This is a genomic window from Bacillus sp. J33, assembly GCF_000518885.1.
In the GTDB taxonomy this organism is placed as follows: domain Bacteria; phylum Bacillota; class Bacilli; order Bacillales; family Cytobacillaceae; genus Cytobacillus.
In genome coordinates this window covers 23,687-36,812 of sequence record NZ_JAEL01000053.1, presented here as the reverse complement: position 1 = coordinate 36,812, position 13,126 = coordinate 23,687, and the positions used below count along the sequence as shown (strand labels likewise).

The window sequence follows — 13,126 nt, the reverse complement described above, 5'->3', positions numbered from 1 at the left end:
ACTTGAAGTTTTCGATAAGGTTTATTTACGGGCTGTTCAGTAGGTTTAACGAACATGCTTTTACCAATCAATAAAGTAAGCAATGTTCGAATGAGTTGTTCTTGATAGTTTATAAAAGTTAATAAATAGGTTATAATTTGAGGGTACAAATTGTCACTTCCATTCTTGGTTGTTGGGTGTGTGGTAACCTCAATTATCCAAAGAATTTAGGGGGTGGCAATTTTTTTGCCTATAAAGCCCTCTATGGAGATATTTTATAACCTATTTCTTATAGAAGTTTTGACAATACGTCAGAAGGTATGGGGGGAATTCAATGAAAACGGCGGCCTGAAGGCTGTTTTATTAAAATATGAAGAGAATTATATCCCATTTGCAGACGGTGATTTTGACGCTAAAGGCTTTGCCGGGATTATGCTGAAAGATCCGAGTTTCGGAATGATGTCCGGACTTAAAGGGATTACAGCCTCTATTGAGCCTTATGTCAGCCACCGGGTAAAAAGAAAGCGGGAAACATACTATGCAAAGTGTACAGAATTAAATCCTGCAGCAAAACAGGTAGATACAACGGGCGTTTTGCAGGCGCATCCGGAAGATGCTGAAGACCTTGTGGAGCTTTTGAACAGCATTCCGGAATTCAGCGATTCAACGATTACGGTTGATCGGAAAAGACGAGGACTAAAGGATGGGTCATCCCGTTCCTTTTTTATCAAGGAAAATGGGGAAATGGTCAGCACAGCATCAACAACAGCCGAAAATTCGCTTTCAGCTATGGTCGTCGGCGTAGCTACTGCCGAAAACTGCAAGAAAAAAGGCTATGCCACCCAATGCATGGTCAAGCTAAGCAGGCAGCTTCTTGCAGAAAATAAAGAACTATGCCTGTTTTATGATAACCCTGCAGCAGGTGCCATTTATAAAAGAATTGGCTTTGAAGATATCGGGTTTTGGATGATGTATTCAATTGAAAAGGTTAGCGGATAAAAGTGTCATGATAAAGGCATTTTTTAAAAATATTTGAAAAAGTTAGTTAAACAGGACATATATCACCGAAATTTATAGGAAACTCCCATAAAATTGGTTATGAAACTGAACAGGGGATTGGGGGATGCCTTGTTACTCAATCAAATTTTATGGGAGGGGTATGGATGTACCAACAGATTGCCATGTATGCGACTGTTTTTTTTGTGTTTCTGCTGGCGCTTGCTTTTGCTTTTGTTTATGGAGAGTCGAAGCGCAGCGGAGATTATGGTTCCATACAGGAAACAGGCTACAGGATCAGGAAGTTTTATTTTCTTGGCCTTATTGCCATTATGGGCTTCGCCAGTATCATAACGCTTGGCCGGCTGCCTTATGACCGCCATGAGGCGGAAGCAACCAGCCCGAATGAAATCAAAATAGTTGAAGTAACAGGAATCCAATATGCATGGGAGATGAGTGAGGATCAATTTAAGGTTGGAGACCAGGTCCAATTTGAAGTAACAGCAACTGATGTTACTCATGGATTTGGGCTATATAATGAAAAAATGGAGCTGGTCGCGCAAACCCAGGCCATGCCAGAGTACACGAATACAGTCTATTATACGTTTAGGGAGCCGGGAACTTATCAAATCCTCTGTCTTGAATACTGTTCAACCGGACACCATGTGATGGTGAAAGAAATTGTAGTTGAACAAGAAGGGGGGAGCCTCTGATGAAGGAGAATATCCACCCTTTGGCTAAAAAGACCGTTGTATGGTATTTGGCTGCATCTTCACTTGTCTTAATCCTCATGATGATTTTTGGTGTGATTATGCTTATGAATCAGGGGAATATGATCAGTATAACTCCGCAATGGTTTTATAAAATTATGACTGTACACGGAACAGGGATGATAGGTATTGCTGCATTGGGCGGTACAGCTATTTTATGGTACTTCCTCTCCAAGTACGTCAAACTGAACCCGGCCATGCTGATTATAAACTTTGTGTTCTTTTTTATCGGAGTGGCAATGGTTCTCATCGCTATTTTCATTTTTGACTTTTCTGATGGATGGACGTTCCTGTATCCGCTGCCTGCCCATTCTGCGAAACTGCACGGAGCAGCAGGGGCGCTGTTCTTCTTATCAGGCATGCTGATTCTTGGAATTGGTTTTTTACTTCTGTATATGTACTTGGCTGCCAGGCTGACAAAGGTTTATGGCGGGCTTGGCAAGGCGCTCGGATGGGATTTCATTTTTAGAGGAAAAAAAGGCTATGGGCCGCCTGCCGCTGTAGTGGCAACAGCCATGGTGATCATTACAAACTCGACTGCACTTTTGGCTGGTGCAACGGTTTTGGCTGCCTCAATCTTGAATATAATAAATCCAGCCATAACCATGGACCCAATGCTTGCCAAGCATCTTACCTATGCATTCGGCCACATCTTTGCCAACTGTACGATTTATATGGCTGTCATTGCCGTCTATGAGGTTCTCTCAGAATATACAAAGAGGCCTTGGAAAGCCAATAAAGTCTTTTTGATTGCCTGGAACTGCTCCACCCTTTTTACCTTAATGATTTATACTCACCATCTATTGATGGACTTTGCAGTGCCGAAATGGATGCTTATCATCGGGCAGGTTTTTTCCTATGCAAATGGCCTCCCTGTTATGGTCGTTACCGCTTATGGAGCACTGATGATCGTCTATCGTTCCAGGATTAAGTGGGACTTTGCCTCAAGCCTATTTTTTCTTTCCATGTTCGGATGGGTGGCGGGAGCCATTCCGGCCATCATTGATGCAACCATTGTTGTCAACCATGTAATGCATAATACGAAATGGGTTCCCGGCCATTTTCATACTTATATGGGAATGGGCGTCGTCGCTATGATGATCGGCTTCATGTATTATTTCAATAAGACCGAAGGGAATCAAAAGCACCGGGGCATTGATACGTTTAGCATCGCTTTATACTTCTCCTTTTTTACAGGGCTTGCAGGCTCCTTTTTGTATGCAGGGGGAATCAGTGCACCGCGGAGATGGGCGGAGCATTTGCCGCAATGGGTATTTTCTGACCAGGTTGGGGCTGTCAGCGGAATCTTTATTGTGCTGGCTGCGATCATTTTTACGGCAAGGTTTTTCGCTGGCCTAAGAAACGTCGGTACAAATATTCCTTTAAATAAAAACTCAGCTGCAGGCTGAATGGATGGGCGTCTGAAGAATTTTCTTCAGCGCCTTTTTATTGAGCTGATTCGTGAAAGTTGTGCGTTTAGGATTTTGTTGATTGAAGAAAGGCACAAGCTTTTCAGAGAATTCACTCGTATTTCCTGGGTGCGGTATTAATCAGAAACAGGGAGTGAAACGGCAAACTATTAATATCTAAAAAGGTTCCGTCAGATGGCGGAGCTTTTTTATTGAAAAATAAGCCTAAAAGCCTAGTGATATTCATTCATTATGAATCTTTATGCTCAAGGTATAAAAGGACTATTTGCTGAAATTTATTAATAGTTTGACAAATATTCTCATTTTTTGCGCATTTTGGAGGTGAAAGTTGAGGCGCACCATAAAAATAAAAAATAGGGGTTGAACTATTAGAATGTCGAATAGGTCTTTTAAAACTTTTCTCTTATCTCTCGTATTGCTGCTAACCTTTTCTTCTTTGGGAGCAGGTGCGCGAGCTGCAGGCAATAATGCCGGAAGTGCAGCGCCTGAAATAGCTGAATTATTTGGTGATTATGATTTAAGCTCTGACGATAAAGCATCTGTCATTGTAGAGCTTGCCGAACCGTCCATTGTTGAAGCAAAGCATAAAGGGAAGAGCCAATCAAAAGCGAATCTCTCTAAAGCTCGCAATCAAGTAAAATCTGATTTAAATAAAGCTGTGAAAAATGCGAAGGTGAACAGGGAATATGACTATGTTTTTTCAGGTTTCTCGGTAGAATTGCCTGAAAATAAAATTCCTGCCCTTCTTTCCGTACCGGGAGTAAAGGCTGTATATCCTGATGTTGCTTATACCGTAACCAGTGTTGGCGAAGCGGAAGCAATCGCTGAAGATGCATACAGTCCGAATATGTTTGATAGCGCACCATTTATTGGTGCAGACCAAGCTTGGGAAGCCGGTTTTACTGGTGAAGGAATCACTGTTGCCGTTATCGATACCGGTGTTGATTATACTCACCCTGATCTGGTCCATGCCTTTGGTGACTATAAAGGGTATGATTTTGTAGACAATGACGAGGACCCGCAGGAAACGCCAAAAGGCGATCCTAGAGGAGAACAAACGCAGCATGGCACACATGTTGCCGGAACCGTAGCAGCTAACGGAGCTATCAAAGGAGTAGCACCTGACGCCAAGCTGTTAGGTTATCGTGTATTAGGGCCTGGCGGCAGCGGAACAACTGAAAACGTTGTAGCAGGTATTGAAAGAGCTGTTCAGGATGGCGCGGATGTTATGAACCTATCACTGGGTGCTTCCATCAATAATCCGGACTGGGCCACCAGCATTGCATTGGATTGGGCGATGGCTGAAGGTGTCGTAGCAGTCACTTCGAACGGTAATAGCGGTCCGAATAACTGGACTGTCGGATCACCGGGTACGTCACGCGAAGCCATTTCTGTAGGAGCAACACAGCTTCCATATAATGTATTTACATCAACGTTATTTACTTCTGAAGGTGTCGATTATCCAACTGCAAAGGTTATGGGTTTCCCGAGTGAAGAAGAATTGCTTTCTTTAAATGAGGGAGAATATGAATTTGTTTATGTAGGCCTTGGAGCTCCTTCAGATTTCGAAGGAAAAGACCTTACTGGGAAAATTGCATTGATTAGCCGCGGAGAGTTTGCATTTGTTGATAAAGCAACAAACGCCAAGAATGCTGGGGCAGTCGGAGCCATTATTTTCAACAATGTGGCCGGAGAACATGCAGATGTACCTGGTATGGCTGTTCCTACCATTAAAACGGAACTTTCAGACGGCCAAAAGCTTCTGGCTGAATTGGAAAAAGGAAATAACACCATTTCTTTTGATATTGATTTCTCCCATGAAGTAGGCGAAACTGTTGCAGGATTCTCCTCAAGAGGCCCTGTTATAGACACTTGGATGATCAAGCCGGACGTTTCTGCTCCTGGCGTTAATATTACCAGTACCGTTCCTACACATGATGAAAATCAGCCGCATGGCTATGCAGCCATGCAGGGAACAAGTATGGCATCGCCGCATGTGGCAGGTGCAGCCGCTTTATTATTAGAAGCGCATCCGGAATGGGATGTGGATGATGTAAAAGCAGCACTTATGAACACAGCTGAAGAATTAATCGATCCAGCCACTGGAAAACCGTATCCGCATAATACACAAGGTGCCGGAAGCATCCGCCCATTGGATGCAATTAATACTAAAACACTTGCTGCACCTGGAAGCCACTCTTTTGGTGCTTTCTATAAGGATCAGGGCAAGCAAGTAGAAAGACAGCATTTCACAATTAAGAATCTTTCAGATAAGCGCCAGACATACAGCTTTGATGTTGAATTTGGCAAAAACTCGGATGCCATTAAGGTTTCTGCCAGCAATAACCTAAAGGTAAATGCAGGACAGTCAAAGAAAGTAAATCTAAATGTCCAAGTCGATGCAGGCAAGTTAGAGCCTGGCTACTATGAGGGCTCTATTAAAGTAAGTAATGGCACAGAAGTAGTGGAAATGCCGACTATCCTCTTTGTAAAAGAGCCTGATTACCCTCGGGTAACAAGTGTGGCAGTATCACAAGACAGCAATGGGCCAACAGGCATTACCGCGTACTTCCCACGTGGGGCAGAGGAAGCCATGTTCTTCATTTATACTGCAAATGCTCAGGGAACTCCAGGTCAGTTTTTGGGTGTCATCTCCGAGCATGAGCATGCACTTGAAGGCTACAATACATTTGCCTGGGATGGAACAGTGAATGGGGTCAAGCTTGGCAGTGGCTACTATAACCTTTATGTAAATGCTACTAAGGCCGGAGTAACAACCCAGCGGGGAGTTAACTTCGAAATCAAATAATATAAAAGAAAATCCCCCGGATAAAGTGCCGGGGGATTTTCCTTTTATTTCGATTAATTCCGCACAATAATATAAATCAAATAAATTACATAAGCCGCAGCCAGAAAGCTGCCTTCATATTTCCCAACGGCATAATGGGTTCGTGAGAATGCCAGCAGTACAACCGTCAGCAGAATCATGATTGTAATATCCACAAAAATCTTTGGATCCACGCCCAGCGGGGTGATCGTGGCGGAGGCTCCAAGTACAAAGAGAATATTAAAGATATTGCTCCCGACAATATTGCCGAGCGCAATTTCGCTTTGCTTTTTCACTGCCGCAGTGATGGATGTGACTAGTTCAGGGAGGGAGGTACCGACTGCCACAATGGTCAAGCCAACAAGCGTTTCACTCATTCCCAGAGAAACGGCGATCTCAGTACTGCTCCTGACGACCAAATCTCCGCCAAAAATAATGGCTGCCAGGCCTGCCAGAGTAAGCAGGATTTGCTTCGTCCAAATGGCTTTACTAGTTTTGATATCTTCACTTTGCGTATTGCTCCTGCTTTTTCTCGCCACTTCAAACAGATAGTACATAAAAACGGCAAAGATTAAGAGTAAAATCATTCCGTCGCCGCGCGTTACAATGTCTTCACTGACTGATTCCAGCACCCTGTCACTGATGAAAATCATCAGAGCTGTACTAGCCAGCAAAGTAAAAGGAATCTCTTTCCGGATCGTCTCGCTTTCTACCTGCAGGGGACTAATCATAGCTGTAATTCCCACGACAAGCGTAATATTAAAGATATTGCTTCCAATTACATTTCCAAGCGCCACATCTGCATTGCCATTCAGCGCAGCGAGAATGCTGACTGTTGCTTCCGGCGAACTTGTTCCAAACGCCACAATCGTCAAACCGATCAAGAGCGGAGAAATTTTCAGGAACCCGGCGATTTTTGAAGCTCCCTCCACAAAAAAGTTTGCACCCGCGATAAGAAGAGCAAATCCAATGATTAAAAGTATGTATGACATAGGTTACACCATCCTAAATAAAATGCATATATACCAATATAATCCAAGAAAGGCGGGAAAGTCGAATGTAAACCCAAAAACTGCAGCTGAACTTCGGCTTTTTAAAGATAAGATTACTTCCGGATCATAATATACACTATGAAAATCACATAAAAGGCAACGAGAAAAAGCTCCTTCAAACTTCTCGACTTTCTTTATAAGGGTCCTGGAAAAGCCATGGATTATGTCATTCAATACCCTCCTAAGAAAATCGTAAAACAGCTATTGATTAATTTTTTCCTTGGATTTCCTCATACCATTTCAGTGTCTCACCGCGATCCTTGCTATTTATAAAGATTTGATCACCTTCGAGTTCAATATAAAGCACTGGGGAATAACCCTTCTGTATAAATAATAGGCTGCTTCCGTAGCCTTTCACTTTAAAATGGCCCTGGGCAAGAGAAGGCAATCCGATTCCATTTTGCTTCCAGGTTACCTCAGGCATCTGATTCAATAACTGTACGTCTTGTATATCCTCATATGCCCATTCATCCCCGTACATTCCCGAGATCTCAATACGGTCTTCTTTCAAAGTCGTCCCGTATCCCTGATAGCTGAATACAGTCAAATAAATTATGGGCCCAAGCGTAACTACAGCTAAAATGGTCCCGATCCAATAACTGCGTTTCCTTTTGGCGGGCACTTCAAACCTCGATAAATATATGAATCCCCCCAGTAAAACCACCATCATAAATCCAAATTGGACCTCCATTGCAAATTTAAAATTAGTGAACGATAACGGAAGAAGCAGGAGCATGCCGAGAGCGGTGCCGATCAGCAAGCTGCCCGTCTTTTGCGGATATCCATTTTCAATAAGAATCTTTTTCTCTTCCTCCGGCCGAAATGAAAATCCTGAAATCAGCCAATAAGCTTTTTTGCAGCGGACAGCCCATCCCAGCATCAGAAAAAGCGCAATGACAGAAATCTGTATAATAACAGCCCTATCATGGAAAAAACCTCCTTATATGCTATCACTATTCTTACGGGTAAATCAGCGGCTTTGATTCATTTTTTGGTATAATGATTCTGAATTCTTGTATTTAAAATAAGGCTCTTTTCGTAAAGTTTGTTGCTTTTTGAAGGCGAAAATAGTTTAGCCAACTGAGTTGATTGTAGCGGAATGCATCAGCAGGAAAAGAGCGAAGCGGGAGGCCCGGCAAGCCGGGGAGGCTCGCATCGCTCCCTTCGGACAGCTTGAGTGTCCCATGCTGAAACCAGCGGGCAAAATTTATAAACTATAAAAACCAATCTATGAAAAAAGAGCCTAAAATAATATTATAGAGTCAAACGAAGGAGGAAGCGCTTTGAAAAGCAAAAATATCTTATTTTACATTTTGCTGGCACTTTTGATTACTTCCGTTGTCGGCATTGTTATGGGCTACCATAATTTCGGTTTTGGCATAGGATTTGTATTCGCATTTTTGTCCTTATCGACAGGCCTTTTTTATTCCATGAAAAACCGCGAGTATATGCATAAAAACTATCATGCTGATTATGTTGACCGCCTAAAAAAAGATAAATAGCTATGAAAAAGTAGCCCAAGCTGGCATTCAGCACTCCTCTATTATATGCTAATAAAAAACGAATAGAGGAGGCTGGCCATGAGAAACCAGGAAAAAATGGGCTTGCTGCTGGATGTGGAGACCACGGGTCTTGGGCCGAATTCCGATGAAATTATAGAATTGGCTTTGAAATTATTTTCTTTTCGTGCTGATACAGGGGAGATCCTAGATATCAAGGATAAGGCCTCATTTTTAAGAGAGCCGCTCAGCCAATCAGCCAAAAAAAATTACAGCCGCGCTTTCAGAGTCCATGGAATCCCATATGAAGCTGTCATCGGAAAAAGCTTCGATGATATAAAAATAAAAAAATATTTCTATCATGCAGATGCCGCATTTGCACATAATGCGTCCTTTGACAGAAGCTTTATGTACCGGATGTATCCGGAAGATATTAATGAATTAAAGTGGTATTGCACCATGAGAAGCGTTCCATGGAAGGAGTACGGCTTTACCGACAGCAGGCTGCTGACGCTCCTCCAATCCCACAAGATTGCACAAAGCCAGACGCACCGGGCCATGGACGATATTACATACCTGCTGGAACTTCTTAAAAAAACAAATCCAAACGGGGACCTGTATATGCTTGATGTCCTCGCAAAGGGGCCAATGAGAAAATATCAGCCTGCCGCACAGGGAAAGCTTGGATAAAAATTCAATCAAACGTTTGATTGAATAGTCCTCAACCCTTTATATAGCTAACAAAAAAGAGTGCCTTGGCACTCTTTTTGTTATTCACTCTTCAGCAAAGGAAGTACAATTTTAACCGTTGTTCCTTTGCCGACCGCGCTTTCATATTCAATAGACCCTTCCATATCACGGATCACTTTATTCGTCACCATGCTGCCGAGTCCGGTGCCTTTCGTTTTCGTCGTATAGAAAGGCAATCCAATATTTTTTAACTGTTCGGATGTCATCCCTCGGCCGTCATCTACAATATTTACTTCAACCGTGTTTTTAAAAAAATCTGCATGGGTAAGGATTTTGACCACTCCCTGCTCAGGAATCGACTCAATCGCATTTTTAATGACATTCATGATCGCTTGTTTTAAATAATGCTCATCCCCCTGAACATAATAAGGCCCTTTTTCATCGTAATCAATTACAACATTCGAGTAGGACGCGAACGGCCTCATTAGGAGAACGCAATCCTGAATCACCTCATTCAAAGGTACATTCGAAAGGTGAAATTGTTCCGGCTTTGAGACTTTGAGGTAATTCGTAATGATGCTGTTTGTGCGGTCGAGTTCCTCCAGGATGAGCGGCGAGAACTTTTTTAAGTTTTCATCAGCAGAATCCTGGCTTAAATATTGGATAAATCCCCTGACGGTCGATAAAGGATTCCGTATTTCATGTGCAATAGAGGCAGCCAGCTGGCCGACCATCGTCAGCTTATCCATATACATCATCTCATCGATTTGCTTATTAATTCTGATTAGATTTTCGATTACAAAAATCACCGCAATAAAGGTAATATAAAACGCAGCAAAATAGACCAGATAAAAGAAAGTGTCCAAAAAAGTAATTGCAAAAGCCAGAATGGAAATATAAAGATAAAAATATAAAAAGGCAATCAGCGTTCCTGCAACTACTCTGTGCTTGGAATCCAGGTAAATTCTTCTTAAAGCAAGGGTAACAATAAAAGATAAGACCGAAACCAAAATGCCAATATAGATAAACTGTCCGCCAATCAAATAGCGGGTAGTCACGACACTAGCCAGCACAATCGATCCCGGCAGCCAGCCTGCATAAAGAGTGACGATCATAATAGCAACCATTCTTAAGTCAAAATGAGTTTCACCCAGTGTTTCAATTGGATAAACCATGCATAAAAGCGCCCCAAAAGATCCAAGGAGTCCATATATTAATTTTTGTTTCAATGTAAGGGGGTGTTTGGTTTGAAATGGAAAAAATAAATTCCCGTTAAATGTAAGTGAAAAAAGTATTGTTATATTAACCAGTAATGGTTTGATCAGTGTAACCAAGGTTTCCCTCCAAACTAATAAAATCCAGGTGACAAGGGATTCATCCTTTAAAGAAGATTACCTATTTCGGCAGGATTTCTTTAACCCGGCCAACCTGTCCATCTTCGAGCCTCACTTTGATCCCATGAGGATGGGATGGAGAATTTGTTAAAATATCTTTAACCGTTCCTTCAGTCAGCTTGCCCGTCCGCTGGTCTTTTTTTAGAACAATCTTTACTTTTATTCCAGGAGCGATGCTCGCCCGATTCTGTCCGTTCATTACACACCCGTCCGTTTCCGCTGATTATTTGTCTTTTTCGTAAGCTGGCTTTTCAATGCTTTAGCCGACTTAACAGGAGCATTATGAAAATTGCCGCCTGATTGATTTTGTTTTTTGCTCTCAAGCTGCTGTTTCATCGCTTCTTTGAGGCTGATTTTTTTTCCAGCACTTTTATCACTTTGAGTCATAACGAATTCTCCTTTATTTACATATCCTTCTATTATAAATCATTTCCCCGATAAAATAAATTTCACCGGGGAAATGTCTTTTTCACCTGTAACTTTTCTGAAAAATAAGTCTTTAGAATCACGAAATATTCGAGCAAACCGTTCTTTCTGCCTATTTAGAAAATACTGAATATTTTATACTATTTAGGTTGCAGAAATAGATTATAGGGAGTGAAGCACATGTTAAAAGTTTTATCAACATCCGCGTTATCACTTGCATTAGCTGGAAGTGCCGTGTTCGCAGGGGTGGGGCCGGCAGATTCACATGCAAAGCATGAGAGTACATATCAAATCAGCTTGGCAGACCATGTAGGGGCTGCGCCAGAGCTTGCTGACAAAGCCAAGGAATTGGGGATTGATCTTTCTAAAGCAGATCCGGCAGAAAAAGCAGCCCAAAATGGATCTAAATTCCAAGAGCCAGCCGATAATCATGTCGCTTATAAAGAAGCTACTGGAGATGTACCTGTATTAGTTATTCTCGCTAAGTATAAGGATGGCGATGAGCCAATCGGCGATTTAGAGGGACAAGTTCCAGCGAAATACTATGAAGACTTAATCTTTGGAACAGAATACAATCCGTATGAGTTAGAGGAGTTTGCAAAATACGATGGTCCTGATGTTCCAAAAGACCGTACAATGCAAAACGCTTATAAAGAGTCAAGTAACGGAAAAATCAACCTTGTCCGTAAAGAGAATACAGAATTTGTATGGGTAGAGCTTCCTAAAGGCGCATCTTACTACCTTGATCAGGAAGGAAAATATGCTGAAAATGGCACATATGTAAATGGAAACGTAAATGGTGATGCCCATACGGGCGAGTTTATCCGTGACTTATTGAAAGCGGCTGACGATCAAGTTGACTTTTCTAAGTATGCAGAAAATGGAGAAGTACCGAATGTATTTGTCGTACATGAAGGAACAGGAGCTGAATTCAGCCGTGACCCTGCTCAATTCTGGTCTCATAAGTGGAATCTTCTAAGTGCTTTATATTATGGCAAGTACTATGAAACTGGTAAAACTGCACCGCAGTATGAAGGTATGAACCAATCAGAATGGATTAACAAAACTGTAGCAGAAGATATGACTTACGATGGAGTAGTTGTCAACAACTACAATATTCAGCCGGGTATCGGAGGTAATGTCGCAGGATATGATGCAGCTGCAAATACCTATAAAGAAGAGGCTAAAACAGGTCCATACCCTGCTCAAACAGGGGTATATGCCCATGAGTTCGGACATGCTCTAGGATTACCTGATTTCTATGACACAGTATATACATCTGAGGGTGTTGGAAACTATTCCATGATGGCAGGCGGATCCTGGATGCGTTATCCGGATAACGCAGCATATAGCGGAAACTCTCCGACTCACTTTGATCCATTTTCAAAGATCTTCTTGGGCTGGGCAGAACCAATTGAAGTAAAGCCAGGAGAGACAAAAACGATCACATTGCCTCCAGTCAACAAAGCAGAAGCAAACAACGGTATCGTGAAAATGGAAGTTCCAGGGTCAAACGGCACTGAGTACTTCTTATTCGAAAACGTTCAGCAAGACGGCTTCAATAAAGGCTTGATCCGACAAGGTGCAGATTCAAATGGGTTATTGGCATGGCATGTTGATGAAAATATCATCAATCTCTACCAGACTGCCGGCTTCCGTCCTAACAATGTGGAAAACTGGATGAACAAGCGCTTCCAGTATAACCAGTCTGAGACTGCTAGTGATGGCACTGAGGTAACACATTACGGATTATCTGTTCTTCAGGCAGATGGCAAGTACGATCTTGAGAAAAACGTTAACCGCGGTGATGCAGGCGACTTCTTCAAAACAGGAAGCAAGATCACACCTGTATCCGGAAATGTCCACACTGGTTCTTATTACTTCTGGAAAGGCTATAGTGAAACACCTGCTGACTCCGGAATTCATGTAACGGACATCAAAGAAAATGAAGATGGCTCAATCACAGCTAAATTCTTCTACAACTTCAGCAGCAGCGTGAAGTAATAAAACGAAAATCCGAGCGGGGAAATTATGCTCGGATTTTTTTTATAAACCATAAAAGT

The 13,126-nt window shown here is 42.2% G+C and carries 12 protein-coding genes and 1 pseudogene; 7 read left to right on the top strand and 6 right to left on the bottom strand.

The window, feature by feature from the left end; all coding sequences use genetic code 11:
* A pseudogene (locus tag L634_RS34950) lies at positions 1 to 149 on the bottom strand (DDE-type integrase/transposase/recombinase); the annotation flags it as partial.
* Between the two features lie 94 nt (positions 150 to 243).
* Between L634_RS34950 and L634_RS31255 the strand changes: the two are divergent.
* The 4 genes from L634_RS31255 to L634_RS0115600 all read left to right on the top strand — a co-directional run bounded on the left by L634_RS31255 (position 244) and on the right by L634_RS0115600 (position 5,984).
* A complete protein-coding gene (locus L634_RS31255) occupies positions 244 to 978 on the top strand; it encodes a GNAT family N-acetyltransferase (RefSeq protein ID WP_084028916.1) in 735 nt (244 codons plus the stop codon).
* A gap of 164 nt (positions 979 to 1,142) precedes the next feature.
* Positions 1,143 to 1,688 (top strand): cytochrome c oxidase subunit II, encoded by a 546-nt coding sequence (locus tag L634_RS0115610; protein ID WP_026583246.1) that lies wholly within the window; start codon positions 1,143 to 1,145, stop codon positions 1,686 to 1,688.
* Positions 1,688 to 3,154 carry a cbb3-type cytochrome c oxidase subunit I gene (locus L634_RS0115605; RefSeq protein ID WP_026583245.1) on the top strand — a complete coding sequence of 489 codons (1,467 nt, stop codon included), beginning with the start codon at positions 1,688 to 1,690 and terminating at the stop codon, positions 3,152 to 3,154. Before L634_RS0115610 ends, L634_RS0115605 begins: the two co-directional genes overlap by 1 nt.
* A gap of 394 nt (positions 3,155 to 3,548) precedes the next feature.
* Entirely contained in the window at positions 3,549 to 5,984 is a 2,436-nt protein-coding gene (locus tag L634_RS0115600; protein WP_026583244.1) for a S8 family serine peptidase, read from the top strand.
* 53 nt (positions 5,985 to 6,037) lie between these two features.
* On the opposite strand, the gene L634_RS0115595 is transcribed toward L634_RS0115600, so the two are convergent.
* Both L634_RS0115595 and L634_RS0115585 read right to left on the bottom strand, forming a co-directional pair.
* The gene (locus L634_RS0115595; RefSeq protein ID WP_026583243.1) at positions 6,038 to 6,994 is read right to left on the bottom strand and encodes a calcium/sodium antiporter; all 957 of its coding nucleotides are present in this window, start codon (positions 6,992 to 6,994) and stop codon (positions 6,038 to 6,040) included.
* A 268-nt stretch (positions 6,995 to 7,262) separates the two neighbouring features.
* A complete protein-coding gene (locus L634_RS0115585; protein WP_269521557.1) occupies positions 7,263 to 7,949 on the bottom strand; it encodes a DUF3784 domain-containing protein in 687 nt (228 codons plus the stop codon).
* A 388-nt stretch (positions 7,950 to 8,337) separates the two neighbouring features.
* Between L634_RS0115585 and L634_RS0115580 the strand changes: the two genes are divergently transcribed.
* Both L634_RS0115580 and L634_RS0115575 read left to right on the top strand, forming a co-directional pair.
* Positions 8,338 to 8,556 carry a hypothetical protein gene (locus tag L634_RS0115580; RefSeq protein WP_026583240.1) on the top strand — a complete coding sequence of 73 codons (219 nt, stop codon included), beginning with the start codon at positions 8,338 to 8,340 and terminating at the stop codon, positions 8,554 to 8,556.
* Between the two features lie 78 nt (positions 8,557 to 8,634).
* Positions 8,635 to 9,243 carry an exonuclease domain-containing protein gene (locus L634_RS0115575; RefSeq protein WP_026583239.1) on the top strand — a complete coding sequence of 203 codons (609 nt, stop codon included), beginning with the start codon at positions 8,635 to 8,637 and terminating at the stop codon, positions 9,241 to 9,243.
* Between the two features lie 80 nt (positions 9,244 to 9,323).
* On the opposite strand, the gene L634_RS0115570 is transcribed toward L634_RS0115575, so the two are convergent.
* From L634_RS0115570 to L634_RS0115560, 3 genes are all read right to left on the bottom strand, one after another.
* On the bottom strand, positions 9,324 to 10,577 hold the full coding sequence (locus tag L634_RS0115570) for an ATP-binding protein (protein ID WP_026583238.1): 1,254 nt from the start codon (positions 10,575 to 10,577) through the stop codon (positions 9,324 to 9,326).
* Positions 10,578 to 10,638: 61 nt separating this feature from the next.
* On the bottom strand, positions 10,639 to 10,836 hold the full coding sequence (locus L634_RS0115565) for a YwbE family protein (protein ID WP_026583237.1): 198 nt from the start codon (positions 10,834 to 10,836) through the stop codon (positions 10,639 to 10,641).
* Positions 10,836 to 11,024, bottom strand: coding sequence for a hypothetical protein (locus L634_RS0115560; protein WP_026583236.1), 189 nt, complete (start codon positions 11,022 to 11,024; stop codon positions 10,836 to 10,838). Before L634_RS0115560 ends, L634_RS0115565 begins: the two co-directional genes overlap by 1 nt.
* Positions 11,025 to 11,243: 219 nt before the next feature.
* On the opposite strand from L634_RS0115560, the gene L634_RS0115555 reads away from it, so the two are divergent.
* Complete coding sequence (locus tag L634_RS0115555; protein ID WP_026583235.1) at positions 11,244 to 13,067, top strand: M6 family metalloprotease domain-containing protein; 1,824 nt, start codon at positions 11,244 to 11,246, stop codon at positions 13,065 to 13,067.
* Positions 13,068 to 13,126: the final 59 nt, after the last annotated feature.